The 22,597-nt window shown below is 47.4% G+C and carries 17 protein-coding genes; 13 read left to right on the top strand and 4 right to left on the bottom strand.

Annotated elements, in window-relative coordinates; all coding sequences use genetic code 11:
- Positions 1-979 precede the first annotated feature (979 nt).
- The gene (gene acnA / locus MKY54_RS03050) at positions 980-3,721 is read right to left on the bottom strand and encodes an aconitate hydratase AcnA (RefSeq protein ID WP_038568617.1); all 2,742 of its coding nucleotides are present in this window, start codon (positions 3,719-3,721) and stop codon (positions 980-982) included.
- 450 nt (positions 3,722-4,171) lie between these two features.
- Here acnA and MKY54_RS03055 point away from each other — a divergent pair, with 450 nt between their 5' ends.
- From MKY54_RS03055 to MKY54_RS03095, 9 genes are all read left to right on the top strand, one after another.
- The gene (locus tag MKY54_RS03055; RefSeq protein WP_076130521.1) at positions 4,172-5,206 is read left to right on the top strand and encodes an amidase domain-containing protein; all 1,035 of its coding nucleotides are present in this window, start codon (positions 4,172-4,174) and stop codon (positions 5,204-5,206) included.
- Between the two features lie 20 nt (positions 5,207-5,226).
- Positions 5,227-6,318, top strand: a complete 1,092-nt coding sequence (locus MKY54_RS03060; RefSeq protein WP_076130522.1) for a D-alanine--D-alanine ligase — start codon at positions 5,227-5,229, stop codon at positions 6,316-6,318.
- 45 nt (positions 6,319-6,363) lie between these two features.
- Positions 6,364-6,681, top strand: a complete 318-nt coding sequence (locus tag MKY54_RS03065) for a hypothetical protein (RefSeq protein ID WP_076130523.1) — start codon at positions 6,364-6,366, stop codon at positions 6,679-6,681.
- Entirely contained in the window at positions 6,678-7,685 is a 1,008-nt protein-coding gene (gene uvsE / locus MKY54_RS03070) for a UV DNA damage repair endonuclease UvsE (RefSeq protein ID WP_036679855.1), read from the top strand. The genes MKY54_RS03065 and uvsE overlap by 4 nt, the downstream gene beginning before the upstream one ends.
- Before the next feature lie 268 nt (positions 7,686-7,953).
- The gene (locus tag MKY54_RS03075; protein WP_036679857.1) at positions 7,954-8,838 is read left to right on the top strand and encodes an inositol monophosphatase family protein; all 885 of its coding nucleotides are present in this window, start codon (positions 7,954-7,956) and stop codon (positions 8,836-8,838) included.
- A gap of 15 nt (positions 8,839-8,853) precedes the next feature.
- Positions 8,854-9,120 (top strand): hypothetical protein, encoded by a 267-nt coding sequence (locus tag MKY54_RS03080; RefSeq protein ID WP_076130524.1) that lies wholly within the window; start codon positions 8,854-8,856, stop codon positions 9,118-9,120.
- Between the two features lie 95 nt (positions 9,121-9,215).
- Positions 9,216-10,508 (top strand): stalk domain-containing protein, encoded by a 1,293-nt coding sequence (locus MKY54_RS03085; protein WP_076130539.1) that lies wholly within the window; start codon positions 9,216-9,218, stop codon positions 10,506-10,508.
- Between the two features lie 101 nt (positions 10,509-10,609).
- Positions 10,610-11,161: a peptide deformylase gene (def, locus tag MKY54_RS03090; RefSeq protein WP_036679906.1), complete on the top strand. Its 552-nt coding sequence runs from the start codon at positions 10,610-10,612 to the stop codon at positions 11,159-11,161.
- Positions 11,162-11,328: 167 nt separating this feature from the next.
- Positions 11,329-11,949: a hypothetical protein gene (locus tag MKY54_RS03095; protein WP_076130525.1), complete on the top strand. Its 621-nt coding sequence runs from the start codon at positions 11,329-11,331 to the stop codon at positions 11,947-11,949.
- A 564-nt stretch (positions 11,950-12,513) separates the two neighbouring features.
- Here the strand turns inward: MKY54_RS03095 and MKY54_RS03100 are convergent.
- Positions 12,514-13,830 carry a glutamate-1-semialdehyde 2,1-aminomutase gene (locus MKY54_RS03100; RefSeq protein WP_339189422.1) on the bottom strand — a complete coding sequence of 439 codons (1,317 nt, stop codon included), beginning with the start codon at positions 13,828-13,830 and terminating at the stop codon, positions 12,514-12,516.
- 124 nt (positions 13,831-13,954) lie between these two features.
- Positions 13,955-15,001, bottom strand: coding sequence for an LCP family protein (locus tag MKY54_RS03105; protein ID WP_076282484.1), 1,047 nt, complete (start codon positions 14,999-15,001; stop codon positions 13,955-13,957).
- Positions 15,002-15,106: 105 nt separating this feature from the next.
- Between MKY54_RS03105 and bcp the strand changes: the two genes are divergently transcribed.
- The 4 genes from bcp (at position 15,107) to MKY54_RS03125 (ending at position 22,158) form a co-directional block, all read left to right on the top strand.
- Positions 15,107-15,574, top strand: coding sequence for a thioredoxin-dependent thiol peroxidase (gene bcp, locus MKY54_RS03110; RefSeq protein WP_076186308.1), 468 nt, complete (start codon positions 15,107-15,109; stop codon positions 15,572-15,574).
- Between the two features lie 123 nt (positions 15,575-15,697).
- Positions 15,698-19,981, top strand: coding sequence for an acyl-CoA dehydratase activase-related protein (locus tag MKY54_RS03115; RefSeq protein WP_339189424.1), 4,284 nt, complete (start codon positions 15,698-15,700; stop codon positions 19,979-19,981).
- A 216-nt stretch (positions 19,982-20,197) separates the two neighbouring features.
- On the top strand, positions 20,198-20,650 hold the full coding sequence (locus MKY54_RS03120; RefSeq protein WP_076130529.1) for a MarR family transcriptional regulator: 453 nt from the start codon (positions 20,198-20,200) through the stop codon (positions 20,648-20,650).
- Positions 20,647-22,158, top strand: a complete 1,512-nt coding sequence (locus MKY54_RS03125; protein ID WP_076106051.1) for a DHA2 family efflux MFS transporter permease subunit — start codon at positions 20,647-20,649, stop codon at positions 22,156-22,158. The genes MKY54_RS03120 and MKY54_RS03125 overlap by 4 nt, the downstream gene beginning before the upstream one ends.
- An 84-nt stretch (positions 22,159-22,242) precedes the next feature.
- On the opposite strand, the gene MKY54_RS03130 is transcribed toward MKY54_RS03125, so the two are convergent.
- Positions 22,243-22,548 carry a zinc ribbon domain-containing protein gene (locus MKY54_RS03130; protein ID WP_052096752.1) on the bottom strand — a complete coding sequence of 102 codons (306 nt, stop codon included), beginning with the start codon at positions 22,546-22,548 and terminating at the stop codon, positions 22,243-22,245.
- Positions 22,549-22,597 lie beyond the last annotated feature (49 nt).

Raw genomic sequence — 22,597 nt, forward strand, 5'->3', positions numbered from 1 at the left:
CTGTAGCGTGTTTTTCATGCTAATAGCGACTATGGAGTCCGATCGCGCGCCAAAAGTCGGATAATCGAGCGAATAGAGTCATCTGAGTCCGATAGCATGGAATCCTAGGCGTTCCCTGAGGCTTCCGGACTCAGAAGACGCTATTTGCCCATTTAAAGCCTTTTTGGCAGAGTTTCGGACCCCAGTGCAGCTATTCGGCAAAAATGGGCTCCTGTAGCGTGTTTTTCATGCCAATAGGGTCTATGGAGTCCGATCGCACGCTAAAAGTCGGATAATCGAGCGTATAGAGTCATCTGAGTCCGATAGCGCGGAATCCTAAGCGTCCCCTGGGGCGTGCGGACTCAGGGGACGCTATTTGCGAATTGACAGCCAGTTTGGCGTAGTTTCGGACCCCAGTGCAGCTATTCGGCAAAAATGGGCTCCTGTAGCGTGTTTTTCATGCCAATAGGGTCTATGGAGTCCGATCGCACGCCAAAAGTCGGATAATCGAGCGTATAGGGTCATCTGGGTTCGATAGCGCCGAATTCTAAGCGTCCCCTGAGGCTTTCGGACTCAGGGGACGCTATTTGCGAATTGACAGCCAGTTTGGCATAGTTTCGGACCCCAGTGCAGCTATTCGGCAGAAATGGGCTCATTCAGCGTGTTTTTTATGCCAATAGCGACTATGGAGTCCGATCGCACGCCAAAATTCGTAAATTTGTTCATTTAGAGTCATCTGAGTCCGATCGCGCGCCAAAAGTCGGATAATCGAGCGAATAGAGTCATCTGAGTCCGATAGCATGGAATCCTAGGCGTCCCCTGAGGCGCGCGGAATCCTAAATGTCCCCTGAGCCTCACGCAGCAATGGTGAAGATCCCAAAGACAACAGACAGAGGCACCCTACCCGCCGCAAATTGGCTACTGAAACCACCCCATAAAAAAGGGACTGCTCACAGCCACTCATGGCCGTGAAACAGTCCCTTTTTAAGTTACTTTAAATCTATTCTACCGACACCGCGGAAGAGTCTGTAGCATCTGCCAGCATCTGGCGAAGAACAGTCTGCAGGATACCGCCGTTGCGATAGTAATCAATATCGACTGTGCTGTCGAGTCTTGCAATGACAGGGAAATCGAATTGTGTGCCGTCTTCACGGGTAGCCGTGACAGTTAGCTCTTGACTTGGTGCCACGTTGTTATCGAGACCAGTAATGTTGAAGGTCTCGCGTCCGGTCAGTCCCAAGCTGCTCCAGCCGTGGCCTTCTTGGAATTGAAGTGGGAGTACACCCATACCGACCAGATTGCTGCGGTGAATCCGCTCAAAGCTCTCAGCGATAACTGCTTTAACGCCAAGTAGAAGCGTACCCTTAGCCGCCCAGTCACGTGAGCTTCCTGTACCGTACTCCTTACCAGCGATGACGATCAGATTTTGTCCAGCATCCTGATAGAGCATGGAAGCATCATAGATGGACATAACCTCGTCGCTTGGCAAGAAGGTAGTAACGCCGCCTTCTGTACCAGGAGCTACTGCGTTACGAATCCGAATGTTAGCGAACGTACCGCGCATCATGACTTCGTGATTTCCGCGGCGTGAGCCGTAGGAGTTGAAGTCTGCACGTTCTACACCATGATCGCGCAAATATTCGCCAGCAGGACCAGAGGTAGAGATATTACCCGCTGGTGAGATATGGTCGGTTGTTACGGAATCAGCAAGCAGCGCTAGAACGCGTGCATCTTTGATATCCTTAATGTCTCCCAGACCGTCTGCCAGATGTTCAAAGAATGGCGGATTCTGGATGTACGTGGAATTATCATCCCACTCATACAGCTCGCCTTGCGGAACAGGAATCGAATTCCAACGTTCGTTAGCGGTGAATACATTTTCGTATTTGCTACGGAACATCTCCGGACTAAGGGAGAGACCAATGGCTTCGCGAATTTCAGCAGTGGTTGGCCAGATATCTTTCAGGAATACTGGCTCACCTTGCGGATCAAATCCAAGTGGCTCAGTTTGCAAATCGATATTTACTGTACCAGCCAGTGCGTAAGCAACTACGAGCGGCGGTGAAGCCAAGTAGTTTGCTTTTACCTGAGCATGTACGCGGCCTTCAAAGTTCCGGTTACCGGAGATGACTGCGGCTACGGTCATGTCATTGTCAGTAATGGCTTGACTAACTTCTTCAGGCAATGGACCGGAGTTACCGATACAAGTGGCACAGCCATAACCAGCCAAGTAGAAGCCCAATGCTTCGAGTGGTTTCAGCAAGTCTGCTTTTTGCAGGTATTCAGTAACCACCAAGGATCCTGGAGTCAAGCTGCTCTTAACGTAAGCTGGTTTGGTCAGACCACGTTCCACAGCTTTTTTCGCCAAAAGACCTGCTCCAAGCATAACGCTAGGGTTGGAAGTATTCGTACAGCTAGTAATAGCTGCGATTACGACTGCGCCTGTGCTGAGCTTGCTGGTAGTATCATTTTTATGCTGTACTTCTACGACTTGAGCGATTTTCTCATCGCTGAGACCATAACCGCCTTTGTCTACAGGTGTACGGATAATACCTTCGAAATTTTCCTTCATATGCGTAAGTTCGATCCGGTCTTGTGGACGTTTTGGTCCAGCCAAGCTAGGAACGACAGAAGCTAAGTCAAGCTCAATCACATCGCTGAACTCAGGGTCTGGCGTATCGGAGGTACGGAACATCCCTTGTGCTTTGTAATAAGATTCAACCAACGCCACCAGATCATCCGGACGGCCCGTGCTGCGAAGATAAGCGAGTGTCTCGTCATCTACAGGGAAGAAACCGATAGTTGCTCCGTATTCTGGCGCCATGTTGGCAACAGTTGCCCGGTCAGCCAGACTGATGTTAGCAAGGCCAGGTCCGTAGAATTCGACGAATTTGCCGACTACACCCTTTTTACGCAACATTTCAGTTACTGTCAGTGCCAAATCCGTTGCTGTAGCTCCTTCGATAAGGCTGCCTGTAAGCTTGAATCCCACTACATCAGGTGTAACAAAATAGAGCGGTTGTCCAAGCATTCCTGCTTCAGCCTCAATACCGCCTACACCCCAGCCCACAACACCCAGACCATTGATCATCGTGGTATGGGAATCCGTTCCTACAAGGGAATCTGGATAAACGACAGTTTCACCATCGATAGTTTTAGTAGTGGCAACGGAAGCTAAATACTCTAGATTTACCTGGTGCACGATACCTGTTGCTGGTGGAACTGCACGGAAGTTGTTAAAAGCTGTCTGTGCCCAACGAAGGAAACGGTAACGCTCCTCGTTGCGTTCGAACTCAACGTTCATATTGTATTCCAAGGCGTCTGCTGTACCGAAAGCATCAACCATGACAGAGTGGTCAATTACAAGGTCAACCGGGACAAGCGGATTGATCTGTTTAGGATCTCCTCCGGCTTTTTTTACAGTATCACGCATAGCTGCGAGATCCACGACTACCGGAACTCCGGTGAAATCCTGAAGCACGATACGAGCAGGGATAAATGGAATTTCTTTATTACGGTCAATGTCACCTGACCAATCGGCCAGTTGTTTCACATGTTCTTCAGTAATTGCCCGTCCGTCAAACTGACGTACAGCAGCCTCTAGTAGGACTTTGATCGAAAAAGGCAGGGAAGAAATAGAGCCCAATCCTTGTTCCTCAAGGGACTTCAGATCATAATAGCGATAAGATTTGCCGCCTGATTCCAGGGTCCGAGCCAATGAAAAATGATCCTTGCTTGGCATATATGCGCCTCCTTGTTTCGTCTAATGAAACCCAATTTCAAATTGCTTCTAGCTTAATTATAACGGTTACAAAGTGGGGAGTAAAGTTTTTTTTCCTACATCTAAAGCCCGAATTATGCCTGAGAAATTGCCAAGCTACCCTTCCATTGTTACATTGTATCGTTTCGGGATATTCTTTTTACCTCAAAAAGAGCCATTTAAAGGAGATAATACGAAAGAATTCACCGGAATCCTTGGTTTTACTTAATTATTAGGCGAAATACACACTGAATTTCTCTTCCTCAGTTATTAGGTGATAGGGTCCTCGTTGTCGATGTTGGATTGAGATGTCGGACTTGGGGTTAGAGTTTTTGCCTGAAACATCCTTAACTATTCAACCGATCTGTATAGCGGCCTGTTTCCTTTCATATACATAGAACAGCAGTTAAAAGGGAAAGAAGGGGCGCGAGTATAATGGAACAACAGTGGAAGCAAAGTCTTTATGTATATGTTGATCAAGTGAATAAGGCCAGGGTGGAGCCTAAGTCATCATCGCATACCGTTTCCGTATCCGTTAAAGATCCGCGTTTTCTGGTAGAACAAGGGGAGCGTTCAAGACGTCTTGCGGAGTGGTATAAAGAACGTGGGATAACTCCTTTGCGCGGAGAGACAGGGGTTAAGACTTTGCGGACCGTCCGGCAGACTCCGACCGAGGTAGTAGCAGAGGTTACACTGCATAGTGCGCTTTATTATGAAAAAGGCGGCGTTAACCACCGCGAGGATATTATCGAGCTGGAGCGGCTGACCTTTGTACGGGACGGTGGGGGCTGGGAGATTGCTGGTGTGGAACGAAGTGTCCCTGAAAGAAATACGGTTCATCGGGCAGAGGTAGAGCTATCGGGCAGACTATCCAAATGGGGAGAGGCTTTGCCGGCACCGCTGCCATCACAGCCCCTGCTTAACCGGAATGTTCTCGGAGAAATTGCGGGTTCAAGAGAGGTTCGTTATAACCGTGAAGAAGCTGTGGCGTATGCCGACCGCTGGTGGAAAGACGGCAATCCGGAGTTCGAAACCTTCGAGGTGGATTGCACAAATTATGTCTCCCAATGTCTCTTTGCAGGGGGAGCACCTATCAACTATACTGGTAAAAGAGAAACGGGCTGGTGGTACAAAGGTTACCAAGGCAAACAAGAATGGTGGAGCTATAGCTGGGCTGTATCAGACAGTCTGCAACGCTATTTGAGCGGAAGTCGGAGCAGTGGCTTGCGTGCGGAAGTCATGGAGCGGCCGGAGCAATTGATGCTGGGCGATATCATTCAATATGACTGGGATGGCAACGGGCAGTATCAGCACAGCACAATCGTCACAGCCTTTGATGCAGGAGGCATGCCGCTTGTGAATGCACGTACCGTTAGCAGCCGTCATCGGTATTGGGATTATCGTGATTCCTACGCATGGACTGATCAAACGAAATACCGTTTTTTTCATATTGACGACTACTTATAGTACAGAAAGAGGTTAAGGGAATGGGGAACGCAAAACTAACCGTAGGGCTGGTGTACGGGGGCAAATCAGGAGAACATGAGGTATCGCTACAGACGGCTTTTGCCGTGATGAACTCATTTGATTATGATAAATATGAGATTATACCTTTTTACATTTCAAAACAGGGATTGTGGAAGGTTGGAGAGAAGTTATCAGCGCCTTACAGCCAAGTGGAGCAGCTCAAGCTTGCAGAAGCGACCGAAGATATGGGCACAGCCCTGAACGTGGTATTTAGTGGATTATCGGGTGCTGACCAAACAGTGGACGTAATGTTCCCGCTGTTGCACGGCACGTATGGTGAGGACGGAACGATTCAAGGGTTGTTCGAAATGGCGAATATTCCTTACATCGGTGCTGGTGTTCTTGCCTCTTCGGCAGGTATGGATAAGGTGGTCATGAAGAAGCTGTTCGCTGATGCCGGTCTGGATCAATGCGAGTTTTGTTATTTCAACATCAGCGCTTGGAAAAGAAAACGTCATGAGTTGATTGTTGGTGTAGAGGATAAACTGGGATATCCGGTATTCGTGAAGCCTGCCAATCTAGGCTCAAGTGTAGGTATTTCTAAGGCTGCCGATAAGGATAGTCTTGTAAAAGCCATTGATTTTGCTTTCCGCTATGATACCAAAGTTATTATTGAGGAGTTTGTGGATGCGCGTGAGGTAGAGGTTGGCGTGCTTGGAAATGATGAACCAGAAGCCTCTGTTCCGGGTGAAATCGTTTCTTCTGGTGAATATTATGATTACGCAGCCAAATATACGGACGGCAAATCGCAAATGATGATTCCTGCACCAGTGGATTCTGAAGTGGCCGATCGTTTGCGGGAGTCCGCGATAGTTGCTTTTCGAGCGATTGAGGGCAGTGGAATTACCCGGGCAGACTTCTTCTTGCGAAAATCGGATGGTAAAATTCTAATTAACGAAGTGAACACGATGCCTGGTTTCACTCCTTACAGCATGTATCCGCTATTGTGGCGTGAGACGGGTGTATCTTATAGAGCTCTGTTAGACCGAATGATTGAGTTAGCCTTGGAGCGCTATAATTTTAAACAAGGCCTTAAGTACGACAACGAGTAATAGAAGCTATAGCGGGAATATCCCGACTGGAAGGAGAGAAGAAACATGGGTTTTCAAACAGAATTCAACTCCGTCTGCAAATTCAAGAGTGAACAAGAGCTGTACGAGCTGCTGGAATATGGGCGCACCAAAATGGTGAAGCAAGGCTTTCGTGTGTATCCAACGGGCCAAAAGGTTATTGCTTACACCCCTGAGAACGTAGCTGTAGCCATTGTCAAAATTTCAGCCTCGATTGCAGAGATTAATTTTCAAGGGCATGAGGTTACCGCGGTCGAGATGGAGCTTGTGCGTAAGCTGAAAGAAGAAGAGTCCAGAGTGCAGACGGCTTTGGCTGAGGAAATGTTTTTTGGAGCACAGGGATGATTGTCCGCTTCGGATATGTAGCGATGTCCACCGTTATCAAAGACTGCTCCCCATCTAAGACAATGACGATGGCCTCTTTTAAGAAGCTGGATGACCGTGAAGCGGCACTTCGGCGTTTGGAGAACATCGCTAGAATGAATCTGCATAATACGCTGCGGTTGATGAAGCATAATGTGGCTTCGGACATCATGGTGTACCGCCTCACTTCCAAAATCATTCCTCTGGCGACGCATCCGGATTTGCAGGACTGGAATCCGTTTGCGGCGCTCGCCGAGGAATTTGCGGAAGTGGGCCAATATGTGAAAAAGCACGGGCTGCGCGTTTCTTTTCATCCAGATCACTTTACAGTACTTAGTACACCCCGTCCGGAGGTGCTGATAAACTCCGTACGGGATTTGCAGTACCATGTGGACATGCTGGTTGCTATGGGGCTTCCTGCCATGGCGAAGAACAATATCCATATTGGCGGAGCTTATGGGGACAAGCCTGTAGCGGCGAAGCGATTCGAGGAGCATTTCCGCGCGCTGCCGGCAGCGCTGCAGGAGCGTATAACGCTGGAGAATGACGATAAGACATTTACAGCTCCGGAGACACTGGCAGTCAGTCAGAGCGTAGGATTACCGATGGTGCTGGATATTCACCACCAATGGGTGAATAATGAAGGAGAGCTCCCTTGGGAGCTGTGGCCTGACATTTTGCAGACATGGCGAAGTGAGCTAGCACAGAAGGACGTTCCTTCTGGAGAGCTTTTGCCGCCTAAGATTCATGTATCCAGTCCGCGCAGCCCGTCTGATCCGCGCAGCCATGCGGATGGCGTGGAACCTGCGCCTTTGCTGGCTTTTCTGAAACGTATTGCCGCAGATACGCCTGCTGTCGATGTTATGATTGAGGCGAAACTAAAAGATGGCGCGTTATTTGGATTGATGGAGGCTATGAAGGAGCTGGCTGAAGCTGGTAACGGAATTTCCTTATTAAATGGGGCAAGCGTGAATATTGAACCTTAAACAATGAAAATAAGGAGATAGGTCCCGAATACGGGTCCTATCATGACTTGATATGTAACTTGAAATAGGGTACGTTGAATGAAACTTTAATCGCTTATCGTCTTTATATGGACCTAGGGCATTTATGCTCGCAGGTGAGAATTGGGTCCTCTTTTGGCGGAACTTTGGGAACTTGGGGAACGTTTTGACGTATTGCACGGTATTGTGAATAGGATTGCTTTAGAATTAAAGCCATTGGCGATTATGTTCAAGAAAGTGGAGTGAAGATATGAGTCCTTTAAATCCAGAGGGTAAGAATGAACGTGAACCCTATGTAGTAACAAGCAAGGGACATACGGCGGTGGCCATTAATGCGGCTGCCAAAGCAGGAGAATGGATAAAGAGCAGACAGGGTCTCGTGAAGGAGCTGAATACAAAAACTTCAGCACAAGATCTGGTTACGGAAGTTGATAAAGGCGTTGAGCAAATGATTCGCAGGCTGATCCTGACACATTTTCCCGACCATGCCATTCTCGGGGAAGAGGGGGTTTCGCCGGGAGCAGCAGCGGCTACCGCTGCATTGGAAGAAGCTCGTGAGCATGAATATTTGTGGATTGTAGATCCTGTAGATGGTACGACTAATTTCGTACACGGATTTCCTTTTTACTGTGTCTCCATAGCATTGGTGATTCGCGGTGAACTAACTGTAGGCGTTATTTATGATCCGACTCGTGATGAAATGTTCGTCGCTGAAAAAGGAAAGGGAGCTTACATGCACGGTGTTCCTACCTCGGTCTCTACGGAGACTGATTTTGGGGACAGCCTGATTGCTATGGGCTTTCCGCCGGATCGTGAGTTTGCACAACCTGTGAATATGGCCGGACTGCAAAGTATTCTTCCGCAGATTCGTGGTATTCGTGCCGGAGGCGCGGCTGCTCTACATTTAGCTTATGTGGCGGCAGGCCGTGTAGATGGCTATTGGGAAGTGGGCTTAAGCCCTTGGGACTGTGCAGCAGGAGTACTGCTTGTACTTGAATCAGGAGGCAAGATTACGGATACCCTAGGACGTTCATATGATATTGGTACACGCCATGTAGTAGCAAGTAATGGCCACATTCACGAATATTTGGTTTCGTCACTGAAGAATGCTGAAGCAACAGGATATAAGCTTTAGGGAGGACGATACAGCATGAGTGAGAAGGATGATTTGGAACGCAAGCTGAGCGAAATGTTGGTAGATGGTGAGATGGAACAAGGCGATCGTACGGCTAAGGAAATCCGGGAAATCTCACCTAAATATGAAATTCGTATTCAGACTACGCTCGATCCTATTGTGGAAGAAACATTACGTTATCGTAAGATTGGATATGAGCTGGATGACCGTTATGATAAATATCTGGAGCGTGCAGGGCAGAAGTTAGAGTCAGATGAAGATTCAGACAATAATAGCCAGTGATTTGCGAGGGGCGGTTTCCTGAATATAGGAGGCCGCTCTTTTGCGTTGCTATCCTGGATGGTAGAATGGAATTAGAACAATTTGGGAGGGATACGATGCTAGGCAATTGGAAAAAAATTTGGGCAGCTGGCATAAGCAGCCTGCTTTTGTTATCTGCGCTGATTAGCGTAGGAGCAGGCACGGCAAATGCGGCTGACACGACTGCGATACAAGACTCTGGGCAAGATGTCTTTCGCATCGTAGCTCTAGGTGATTCCATTACTGCTGGCTACGAGCCAGGAATGACGGACGTGAATACTAAGCCATACGGCTATGCGGAGAGATTGCTTGAGCAGGGCTGGTATCATGGCAGAAGTGCACTTACTAATTATGGTATTCTAGGGCTGACTACAGCCGGATTACGTAATTACACAGGAGCGATCAAGGATGGTTCAGTGATTACTGCTGAAGGAGTTCAGGCAGGTCTCCCAGATCCACGAATAGAGCAGTTCGTGAAGCTAACTCCGCAGATCGCAGCAGAGCTTAAGGAAGCTGATCTGATTACCATTACGATTGGTGGGAATGATGTAAGCAGTCTGTTCTTGCAGTTCAAGGAGCTGACGGATGCGGATTTCCAAACACAGCTGGACCAGCGGCTAGCGGATTATCAAACAAATGTGAAGGCAGTGCTGGAGAATATTCGTGCGGTAAGTCCGCAAACGACGATTATACTGGCTGATCAATATCAGCCTGCCCCTAAGGTTGCGCTTGGTCAAATGTACAACAGATTAATGACGGCAGCGGGCAAATTTACGGAAGCAGCGGATAGTGTAGCTGCAAGCGTGAACCAAGAGGGAGCGAAGGTGCTTGTAGCTCATGTTGCGGCTAAGTTTGCCGGGGTAGAAGGCTCGCTGACTCATATTATTGGAGCAGGGCAAACTGATTTTCACCCGACGCAGCTTGGATACGAGACTATTGCTAAGGTCTTTGCGGAGTTACAATGGGGAGAGTATCGCGTTCCTACTGTAGCTACAATGGCTACTGCATCGGTACCGATGTCGATTGTAGTGAAGGGCGTGGAGTTGAATACACCCAATAAGCCTATCCTTAAAAATGGCCAGAACTTTTTGGCGCTAAAAGATATTCTAAATGCCGTGGGCGCAAGCGGGAAGTGGGATAACAAAACCTCCAGCGCTACCATCGTGTATGGTGGAAGAACCGTTGTGATCACCATTGGCTCGAAATTTATTAAGGTGAATGGAGAGAACGTGGCTATTGATACTCCAGCTTTTCTGCAAAAGGTAGGCAAGGAGGACAAAACCTACTTACCCCTTGCCGCTTTGGCGACAGGACTTGGATTCGATGTTAATTACAGCAGCCAACTGCGAACTGCTTTCATAAATCCATAAAGCTGCATACTATACATCATAAGAAATTAAATTAAGCCCGTAAGGAAAAGGTGGATGGAATATTGTCTAGTTCAAAATATAATGCTGAATATATCATCACCATGGATGATATAGTGCGGGAGGGTCATCCCGTACTTCGTACCGTAGCACAACCAGTGGAGCTTCCATTACAGGCGGAAGATCGTGAGGCTTTGCAATGTATGCTTCAATTTCTGAAGAACAGTCAGGACCCGGAGATTTCCGAAGAATATAAGCTGCGCTCTGGCGTAGGTCTGTCGGCGAATCAAATCGGACTGGAGAAGCGTATGTTCGCGATGTATCTTACAGACGAGAGAGGGCGGGCTGTAGAGCATGCTTGGGTTAACCCTAAGATCATAAGCCACTCCTTGTCTATGGTGTACTTACCAGAAAGCGAGGGCTGTCTGTCCGTTGATCGTCCCGTGCATGGCTTTGTACCTCGGTATGAAACCGTGAAGGTGAAGGGTTATGATCTGGAGGGCAAGGAGGTTGTCCTTAAATTTAAGGGCTACCAAGCTATCATCATCCAGCATGAAATAGACCATCTCGATGGGATTATGTTCTATGACCGAATTAACAAGGAGAACCCGTTTAAGCTGCCTCAGGGCGTGGAGATCCGGAACTTATATGAGTAGGAGAGTAACTCTGAATTAAAAAGCGGGCGACCTTACAGCGTAAAGCTAATGGTCGCTTTTTTTTACCTATCGGCAAGATTATGATATTTCAAATATTTTACAAATCAATCGAAAGGATGTACCCTTACAATTAATGGATTTAAATTAGTAATAAGAGGAGGCGTTAAATGAACTGGAGCAGAATGCCAATTAGAGGATTCGCCAACGAATACAATGATGAGGTTAAAAAGATTGATGAGCAGATTTTGAGTCTGATTCAGGAACGTAAAGCTATAACAGGCAAGAAACGATTATCCCCTGATAGTAAGCTACTTGAGGAATGGGTAACTAGATTTGAGATGAACACTACTCAGATTGTGCAGCATTTGCATCTTATGAATGAAACTGTACCCAGAAGACAATATTGGGAGGAGCCTGGTTTATTGCTGGGAGTGCTTCCGATTGTGAAGCGGACGGTCGTTGAAGAATGTGAATATATACTTACGCATGCTATGCAGTATGAAGCCTTCAGCATAGTTACTGTGGAAATCAAATATTTAAAAGAAGCTGTAGGACATATCCATCTTCGAACGGCTTTAACGCTTGAAGTGGTGGGTGAGAATGAATATGAAGTGCAGCCGCATGGTGGTCATGGAGGTGGAGCGCATACACAAATGCAATTCTTGGTCGCCCCAACGCTGCCGGAGCATCTGGAGGGTGTAGAGTTTTCACTAGTACCTGGGAGCGAGCAAATGTTAAGACCGTTAATGACTGAGATTACGTTGGACAAGCAGGTGGATTTTACATGAGAGCAGTAGAATATTTGGACTTCCAAACGCTGTTAGCGGATGAAATCCGTAGATAAAGGTGGTCACTATCGCTCACACTCTTACAAAACGCTTCTTTGTTTAACCCCTAGACTATATACGGTGTGTTTCTGCTTTTTGCGGTGTGAGCTACAGAGTTATTAGGGAAAACTCCCTGAAAATAACCTATATTCTCTGTAAATGAACAGAATTAGGGATTTCCTCCCTAAAAAATGGGGTAAGTTCTTTGTTTTCCGCTAAATCAGCTAAATTATAGGGAGGGTTTCCCTAATTATCTATTCAAGCTCCCTAACCCTTGTACTAAACTCCGGGAAGGTCTGGCGATACCTGTTACGTAGCCTAGAGAAATTGACGCTTGAGATCGGCTGGCTTAAGCTTGCCACAAGCTACAGATGCAGACCGTGGATGAGTAAAAATGTAGAGCAGCGATCCTCCAATATAGGAGAATCGCTGCTCTTTTAACATTTGCGGTTTATGGGACTGGGACAGCTCCTTAATCTATTCAGCTTTTTTTAGCTTATGAAGCACTGCCGTTTCAAAACAATCTTATTTCTCAGCCGCCATAGCGCGGAAGGATTCTTCAGCTGCGACAAGTGTAGCATCAATATCTGCATCAGTATGTGCTGTGGTCAGGAACCAAGCTTCGTATTTCGAAGGGGCAAGGTTAATGCCACGGTTCAGCATATGCCGGAAGAAGCTGGCGAACAATTCGCCGTCTGTATCCTGAGCCTCGTCATAATTCGTAACCGGATGATTACAGAAATGAGTGGAAAACGAACCACGGATGCGGTTGATTGTCAGTGGAATGCCATGACGGTCTGCAGATGCTTGAAGTCCATCGGCGAGGCGGATTGCAAGCCGATCCATTTCTTCGTATACACCCTCTGCACTCAGAACCTCTAAACAAGCAATCCCTGCAGAGATAGACGCAGGATTGCCCGCCATTGTGCCGGCTTGATATGCCGGTCCAAGTGGAGCTACCTGTTCCATAACATGCTTGCGGCCGCCGTAAGCGCCGATAGGCAGGCCGCCACCGATGATTTTGCCAAGTGCAGTAAGGTCAGGAGTAATGTCCTCATGATTCTCTAGCCCTGCATAGGTTTGTGTAGAACCATAATGGAAGCGGAAGGCAGTAATGACTTCGTCATAAATAACAAGGGAGCCATTATCGTGAGCCAGCTTGCAAAGTCCTTCGAGGAAACCAGGCTTAGGCATCACCATGCCGAAATTCCCCACAATCGGTTCAACCATAACAGCAGCGACATCTTCGCCCCATTTCTCCAGCGCCTCTTTTAGGCTATCCAGATCATTAAAAGGAACGGTGATTACTTCCTGGGCGATACTGCTTGGAACACCGGCACTGTCTGGAATGCCAAGTGTAGAAGGTCCGGATCCTGCTGCTACGAGCACCAGATCGGAGTGGCCGTGGTAACAGCCGGCGAATTTTACGATTTTACTGCGTTTTGTATAGGCACGGGCTACACGAATCGTTGTCATAACCGCTTCGGTTCCGGAATTGACGAAACGTACTTTATCCATAGATGGAATGGCTTCTTTTAGCATTTTAGCAAGTTTAATTTCGAGCTGGGTTGGGGTTCCGTAAAGAACACCATTTTCTGCTGCTGTAGTAATTGCTTTGGTAATATGAGGGTGGGCATGGCCGGTAATGATCGGTCCATAGGCTTGGAGATAATCGATATATTCATTGCCGTCTTCATCCCAGAAGTGAGATCCACTGGCGCGTTTCATAAATACAGGTGCTCCGCCGCCAACGGCTTTGAAGGAGCGGGAAGGGCTATTTACACCTCCAACGATATGCTGGAGGGCTTCGTGATAAAGTTGTTCAGATGTGGAACGATTCATAATGTGATCATCCTTTCGATTGTTGGTGCTCAAGGGAACGGGCGAACAACGGTGTTTTCCGTTGTCCGCCCGTATTATACCAAGTCACAGCTTTGTGTACATGTGAACTTTGCTTGTCAGGCCCTTAATGGGTCCCGGCAGAACTGCTATTGGAGGTGTTCTCCGATGTAGGGGTTGGTGTTGGCTCAGGACCGTTTATGGTATCTTGTATAAATTCTTTTAGCTTCTTTTCGCTACGAATTCCGATAACCTGTGATCCGTCACTTGTAGTCTCCTCAGTGAGCAGATCCATTGGCGGAATTTGCTCACTGCCACCCATACTGCTATTATACCCTACGCTTGCCAGCTTCCACATATCATTAACTGACATATTGGTTTCAATATAAGGCGTAACCTGCGACAGGATATTTGGCAGCTTGACAATGGAGGTGGTGCTGATCAGCTTATCAGCCACAGCCTTGAGAAAACCGCGTTGGCGCTCGGTTCGAGTGAAATCGGAGGTAGCGTCATGCCGAAAGCGAACATATTGTAACGCCATGTTGCCGTCAAGATGCTGATATCCTTTTTTTAGATCAATATCATATTCCGGACCGTCTGCAACGGTTTTGTAGACCATATCTTTTTCGACTTCATAATCCACACCCCCAACGGCATCAACCAGCTTGATGAATCCTTGGAAGTCCGTGTAGACATAATATTGAATTGGGATACCGAGCAGATCGCTGACGGTCTGCATCGCAGTATTAGGTCCATAAATAATCGCTGTATTAATACGTTTCTCGCCATGATCTGGAATCGGAACGTACGTATCTCTCAGTATTGAAAATACACTGATTTTCTTCTTCACAGGGTCAAGAGAAGCGACGAGCATTGTATCTGAACGGGGGATTTCCCCTTTCTTCACACCTCGGGCATCTACACCCATTAATAGGATATTAACAGGCTCTGTACCTTCCCACTTAGGAGGCTCAGGGGTATCGACATCAACGGTCTCTGCATTTTGAAAAGGGGAATCTTCAGTATTCGACATGCTACCAAGCTCATTGTAAATGGTTGTAATGTAGAAAATGGCCCCACCGATAATAAGGAGGAGTATAATGGCCAGCGTCCAAAGCAGCGGTTTCTTTTTTGACTTACCAGTCTTTGCGTGCCTTTTCTTTCTAGGTGGCATTTCTCGTTCTTCCTTTCGCATTCACGTTGACTACATTATAATTTCTTTTGGGGATACGTGCAATTTAGGAATAATTCCCCAATCTTAAGAAGGAGTGGATATATCTTGATCGAAGTAGCTATTGGACAAAAAGTACCCAATTTCACCCTTCCCTCTTCCAATGGGCATGAGGTTAGTTTGAGTGATTTCTTGGGCCGAAAGGTCATCTTATATTTTTACCCTAAAAATATGACACCAGCCTGCACGCAGGAGGCCTGCGAATTTCGTGATGCTTTTGATCAAATCACGGCGGTGGGTGCGGTTGTTCTGGGCATTAGTCCGGACTCTTTGGCATCACACGCTAAATTTACAGAGAAGCATAGTTTGCCCTTTCCACTGCTGTCTGATGAGGATCATAAGGTAAGTGAAATGTTCGGCGTATGGCAGCTCAAGAAACTTTACGGCAAAGAATTTATGGGAATTGTGCGATCTACTTTTCTGATTGATGAGCAGGGGATATTAGTGGAAGAATGGCGGAAGGTACGGGTAAAAGGGCATGTCGCAAACACGATAGCAGGGATAAGCGAATCATAAATTTTACTAATTACTTTTTATAGATGTCTATTACATTTTTAACAGCTTATATAAGGTGTTGTCATGATATAGTTTCCTCATAATTGCTTCAAATTTGGAGCAAGAAGAGGTGGTGGAGTGATAATGCTGCATATTGGGCTTGATATCGGATCAACTACTGCTAAATTAGTTGTCATAGAGCGGGACATCATTGTTTATCAAGACTATGTAAGACATTATAGCGATATTAAAAAAGCGGCCCTCTCTCTTCTGTCTGATGTACGCGACAGATTCCCAGAGAGGGGAGCTAGGCTTACTGTAAGCGGTTCCTCGGGGTTGTCTTTATCCAAATTAGGTGGAGTTCCCTTTATTCAGGAGGTGATTGCCTGTACGAAGGCGATCAGTGCGCTGATCCCGGAATGTGACACGGCGATTGAACTGGGTGGAGAGGACGCTAAGATAATATATCTTCGGGGCGGCATTGAGCAGCGTATGAATACAGCCTGCGCGGGCGGAACAGGAGCGTTCATCGATCAGATGGCAGCGCTGCTGCAGACCGATCCGGCAGGCTTAAATGTTTTGGCGGAGAAGCATGAGCGAATCTATCCCATAGCTTCACGCTGTGGTGTATTTGCCAAAAGCGATGTACAGCCGCTGCTTAATGAAGGAGCGCGCCGGGAGGATGTGGCGGCTTCGATCTTTCAGAGTATCGTTAATCAGACGATTAGCGGTCTTGCTTGTGGACGTCCGATTCGAGGACGGGTGGCTTTTCTTGGCGGCCCGCTGACCTTCCTGCCTGCCTTGCGGCAGCGTTTTGCGGAAACGCTGGAGCTGGCGGAGGAGGATATCCTGTTCCCGGAACGCTCACAGTATTTCGTGGCGATTGGAGCTGCGCTCTCCGAAGCTGATCCAGTCGTATTGCCACTTTCAAGCTGGATCACGCGAATTGCGGCGGTTGATTTTACTGCGGATCGAGCTGCGGATGCTGAATTGCCTCCGCTTTTTGAGAATGCCGCTGAGCTTGCAGAATTTCGGCTTCGTCACGGCAAAGCCTCTGCAGCGAGATCAGATTTAGCCTTATATCGTGGACCTTGTTATCTAGGAATTGATGCCGGCTCAACCACAACTAAACTCGTGTTAACCGGTTCGGCTGACGAAATTCTCTATACCTTTTATGGCAGCAACAAAGGCAACCCGCTGCATTCGGTCAGCGATGCACTGAAGGAGATCTACCGGGTTCTGCCTGAAGGCTGCCATATCGCAGGATCATATGTGACAGGGTACGGTGAGGGGTTAATCAAGGCCGCTCTGCGGACAGATGGCGGAGAAGTAGAGACTGTTGCACACTACAAGGCAGCTTCCAAGTTCATGCCAGAAGTAGATTTCATACTGGATATCGGTGGTCAGGACATGAAGTGCATCAAAATCCGTGGCGGTGCTATCGACAGCCTTATGCTCAATGAAGCTTGTTCAGCCGGTTGTGGCTCTTTTCTGGAGAGCTTTGCCTCTGCCCTCGGACTTGGGATCGAGGAATTTGCCAAAACTGCACTCGAAGCGACTCAGCCTGTTAATTTGGGCTCGCGCTGCACGGTGTTCATGAACTCTAAGGTCAAGCAGGTTCAGAAGGAGGGCGCATCATTAGCGGATTTATCGGCGGGTCTTGCCTACTCTGTGATCAAGAATGCTCTGCAAAAGGTAATTAAAATCCGCAATCCGGAGGACTTAGGGCGAAATATCATCGTTCAGGGCGGTACCTTCTATAATGAAGCTGTATTGCGCGCCTTTGAGTCCTTGACGGGGCGGACGGTGGTTAGACCGGATATAGCTGGCGTAATGGGAGCTTACGGCTGTGCACTGATTGCGCGTGAGCAAGCAGGGGTTAACGGATCCAGTACGCTGCTTGGAGCAGAGGAGCTTGCCAGCTTTAAATATGAGGTCTCCTCAGGCCGCTGTGGCCGCTGTGGGAATAACTGTGCGCTGACGATCAGTCGTTTTCCGGATAAGAGCTTTTATGTGACCGGCAATCGCTGCGAACGCGGCGCAGGAGTCAAAAAAGAGAAAAATGTCCTGCCGAATCTGATGCAGTATAAATATGAACGGTTTTTTGAGTACGAGAGTTTACCGGAAACAGGGGCATGGCGGGGGACCGTCGGGATTCCGCGTACCATGAATATGTTTGAGAATTACCCGTTCTGGCACACTTTTTTCACCAAACTGGGCTATCGGGTGATTCTCTCCCCTAAATCAAGCAAGAAGCTTTTCGAAAGCGGAATGGATACGATTCCTTCAGAATCGATATGTTATCCTGCGAAGATGGCGCATGGACATGTGCAAAGCCTGATCGGTAAAGGTGTCGATTTTATTTTTTATCCAGCGGTGGTGTATGAGAAAAAAGAAGATGAAGCTGCGGATAATCACTTCAATTGTCCAGTGGTCGCCTCTTATCCCGAAGTCATTCGCAACAATATGGATGGGTTAAAGGACAATGGAATCAAGCTTGTCAGTCCATTCCTGACCTTCGATGATATTTCTGCGCTGACCAAAGGGCTGGTGAAGACATTTACCAGCATTCCGCGAGAAGAGATTGCGTCCGCGGTGCAGGCGGGACTTACAGAGGCTGATAACGCCAAAGGTGATGTGCGTACCAAAGGGGAAGAGACCCTTGTGTACCTAGCTGATACTGGAACCAAAGGAATCCTGCTCTGTGGACACCCTTATCATGCCGATCCTGAGATTAATCACGGGATAGCGGATATGATAACCGGGATGGGACTCGTCGTGCTGACAGAAGATTCTGTCTGCCATCTGGACCACAGCGAAGGGGATGTGGCTGTTGTTAATCAGTGGACCTACCATGCCCGGATGTACCGTGCAGCCCGCCTTGCTGCAGTCCGCTCGGATCTGGAGCTTGTTCAATTGACTTCCTTCGGCTGTGGGATCGATGCGATCACTTGTGATGCCGTACAGGATATTATGGAAAGACATAACAAGGTATATACATTGATCAAAATCGATGAGATCAGCAATCTTGGTGCAGCGCGCATTCGGCTTCGTTCATTGCTGGCGGCAATGCGTGAGCGTGAAAAAGGTAAGGTAGTGCCGCAAAAGCCGCCAAAAGTGCAGGCTAATGTGTTATTTACAAAGGAAATGAAAGAGACCTATACCATTCTTGCGCCACAGATGTCGCCTATTCATTTTGAATTGTTTGAGCAGGTGTTTCGCGATGCCGGATACCGCCTGAAGATACTTGAGACGACCGGACCCGAAGAGACAGAAGAAGGTCTGAGATACGTTAATAATGATGCGTGTTATCCGGCAATTGTGACGATTGGCCAGATTCTGTCGGCGCTGAAAAGTGGGGAATACGATCCGGATCGTACTGCTGTGATTATGTCACAGACGGGTGGCGGCTGCCGGGCTACGAATTATATTTCTTTGCTGCGCAAAGCCTTAAAGGATTCAGACCTTGAACAAATTCCGGTGATTTCACTCAACGCTTCAGGGATGGAGAATCAGCCGGGTTTCCGTATCAGTCTTAAGCTGGCGAATCGGTTGATAGCTGCCGCTTGTTATGGTGATCTTATGATGCGGATGTTAAATCACTTTAGGCCGCATGAGGTTGTTTCAGGAAGTGCGGAAGTTCTATTCCGCAAAGGGATGGAGCGTTGCAAGGCAATCTTATCCAACTTTTCATTCCGAGAATACAAACGCCTGATTCGTGAGATTGTTGCAGAGTTCTGCAAGCTGCCCGTTACAGGTATTACTAAACCAAGAGTAGGCATTGTCGGTGAGATCCTGATCAAATTCCATCCGGATGCCAATAACCGCATTATAGAGATGATCGAGGCAGAGGGCGGGGAAGCGGTAATGCCGGACTTCCTGGATTTCATTTTCTATTGTGTATATAATCCGATCTACAAAGCTGAGCAATTCGGCAAAAGCAAACGGCTCGGCTATATCAATCCCATGCTGATCTCTTATCTGGAAATTTACCGTAAGCCGATTAAGGTTGCCTTTGAGGATGCGGGGCTGGCTAAAGGACGGGAGAATATTTATGGTCTTGCCGAGAAGGCCAGCCGACTGGTGTCCGTAGGGAATCAGATGGGTGAGGGCTGGTTTTTAACCGCAGAAATGATGGATTTGTTGGATAATGGTGTGAACAACATCGCCTGTATTCAACCGTTCGCGTGCCTGCCCAACCATATCACCGGGCGTGGGATGATTAAAGGTCTTAAGGAATTATATCCGGGTGCAAATATCGTGGCGATTGACTATGATGCTGGAGTTAGCGTAGTCAACCAAGCGAATCGGATTAAGCTGATGATGTCAATTGCCAGCAGCCAGGAAGAGACTAAGCCATCTAATTTAAAACTGCAGGATAAGCCTCAGCAGCAGACTTTACCTGAAAGTTCATACAGCTTAACCTGAGCATTGTTCAGACGAAAAAGCGGGCCAAGGATCTACCTTGGTTCGCTTTTTTTATGCTTTGTGCACTTATGTATGATTTTCATGTTTTTCCTGCAATATAAAATTAACTTTCAGAAAGTTACAGCAAAATATTGACCGAAATTTAGTTAAGGTGTAAAATAGTACGCATGCGAACTATTAGATGGTCTAACTAATTAATTCTTTGGAGGTGAAGATTTGGAAGATAAGGAGCAGCAATTAGATGATATATTCTCCTCTTTTCGCCGGATTAGCCATGCATTTCAGCAGTTGCTGTGGAAGGATGCTGAAGAGCTGGACATCACACCAACACAGTTGATGGTTCTCCGCAAAATATCTGCAAATCCCGATATTGGCATTACAGATCTTGCCGAGCTATTACATTTGGGGAACAGTGCAGCGAGCGGAGTAGTGGACCGGATGGTGAAAGCCGATTTGATCACAAGACAGCGCTCTGAGGTAGATCGGCGTATATACAACTTGGCGATTACTGAAAAGGGCAGAGAGATCAGGGAAAGAAGTAAGCAATCGCTCAGAAGACACTTACTTCCACTATCCAATATACCTGCCGAGGATGCAGGCGAATTACTTAGGATTCATACCGAAATCATTCAGATCTTAGAGCAGGGGAGAGACAAACAGAATTTATGAGTACAATTACAGGTAACGCTGCAGCGGCAACTAAGGGAATACGTAGAGGACCGATTATTGCAGCGCTCTTAATAGGTGCATTTGTCGCACTTTTGAACCAAACACTTCTTAATGTGGCATTGCCGAGCATAATGGACGATCTAAAAATCGCAACGAATACGGCACAGTGGCTAACAACGGGATTTATGCTCGTGAACGGTGTGCTGATACCGATTAGTGCGTTTCTGGTGGAAAAGTTTACGACCCGCCAGCTATTCATCACCGCGATGTCACTTTTTTCGTTAGGTACACTTGTCTGTGGAATCGGAACAGGCTTTGAAATGATCATGGTCGGCAGAGTCATTCAGGCGGTTGGCGCAGGGATTTTGATGCCGTTAATGAATATTGTGTTTCTTCGCATCTTCCCAATTGAAGAGCGGGGAAAAGCGATGGGGCTAATGGCGGTAGCCATGATTTTTGCTCCAGCTGTAGGTCCAACGTTGTCAGGGTGGGTAGTTCAGAACTATTCTTGGCGCGTATTGTTCTTTATCGTTCTTCCGCTGGCTATTCTTTCTACCTTGCTAGGTATGAAAACAATGCAAAATGTAGGGCAAACAACTTCTCCGAAGCTGGATAAAACGGGTGTTATCCTGTCTACCATTGGTTTTGGGGGATTGTTGTACGGCTTCAGTGATGCTGGAACCGATGGTTGGGGAAGTGCAACAGTCATTACCTGCCTCATTGTGGGTGTGATTGCACTGGCTTTATTCGTATGGAGAGAGCTTAAGGCTGAGACACCACTGCTTGAGTTCCGGATTTTCAGATACAATATGTATTCACTCACGACATTAATCAATATCATCATTACGATGGCTTTATATTCGGGTATGATTTTGCTGCCGATTTATTTGCAGACGATCCGTGGCTTTACGCCAATGGAGTCCGGTCTTATGCTGTTGCCGGGAGCCATTCTAATGGGAATTATGTCTCCAATCACGGGGATTATATTTGATAAAATCGGGGCAAGATGGCTGTCTGTGGTAGGCCTGATTATTACAGTAATTACGACCTGGCAATTCAGCCAGCTTACAGACAGTACGACGTATACTCATATGATTATTACTTACACGGTTCGGATGTTAGGCATGTCGATGTTATCGATGCCGATTGTAACGGCTGGACTTAACCAGCTTCCACAGCGTTTAAGCTCGCATGGTACAGCAATGTCGAATACGTTGCGGACGGTCGGAGGCGCGCTGGGAATGGCGTTGTTCGTCAGTCTAATGACCAATAAGACGAAGAGCACAATCACTGATACGCTTATGAGCGGAACGGTTTCGTTAAACGATAAAGCAGCGATGCTTAAGCTTACGCAAGAGGCTACAATTAGCGGGGTTACGCATGCCTTTAACATTGCTACCTGGATCACTGTAGTTGCTTTGGTATTGGCTTTCTTTATTAAAAAGACTTCACCGCAGCCAGACTTCCTGAAGACGGAAGAAGTGCAGCCACAGCAGGACAATCAATAAAAAACTGGGTTAACAAAGAATGGAAAAAGGAGCGTCCTACGAACTGTTATGGTTCCGTAGGGCGCTTCTTTTGTTGTGATGCTATTAGTTAGCTGGAGACACAGCTGCAGGATCGCTCCAACGTTTCAGATGTGGCAGCTGCTCCGCGAGAAGTTTACGGGCAACATTCTCATCCATTCCTTCTTCGACCATATAGCCTGTACAAATGTCAGCCATTTCTTGCAACGTGATGTTAGGCTGTTTGAATGCGCCATTCTCATAGCAGTACACGCAGTAATCTTCGATCTTGTTGCCATTCTGGTCCGTTCCAAGCAATTCCGCCGTAGGCATTGGCATCCCACAGCTTTGACAAATTTTAAGATCTCCTTGCTCTACATGTTCATGTCCCATATTTAACACTCCTTTAAAGGTATGCAAGCTCTCGAGCGCCCGCTTTAAG

The organism is Paenibacillus sp. FSL P2-0121 (assembly GCF_037975345.1).
GTDB lineage: Bacteria > Bacillota > Bacilli > Paenibacillales > Paenibacillaceae > Paenibacillus_AQ > Paenibacillus_AQ odorifer.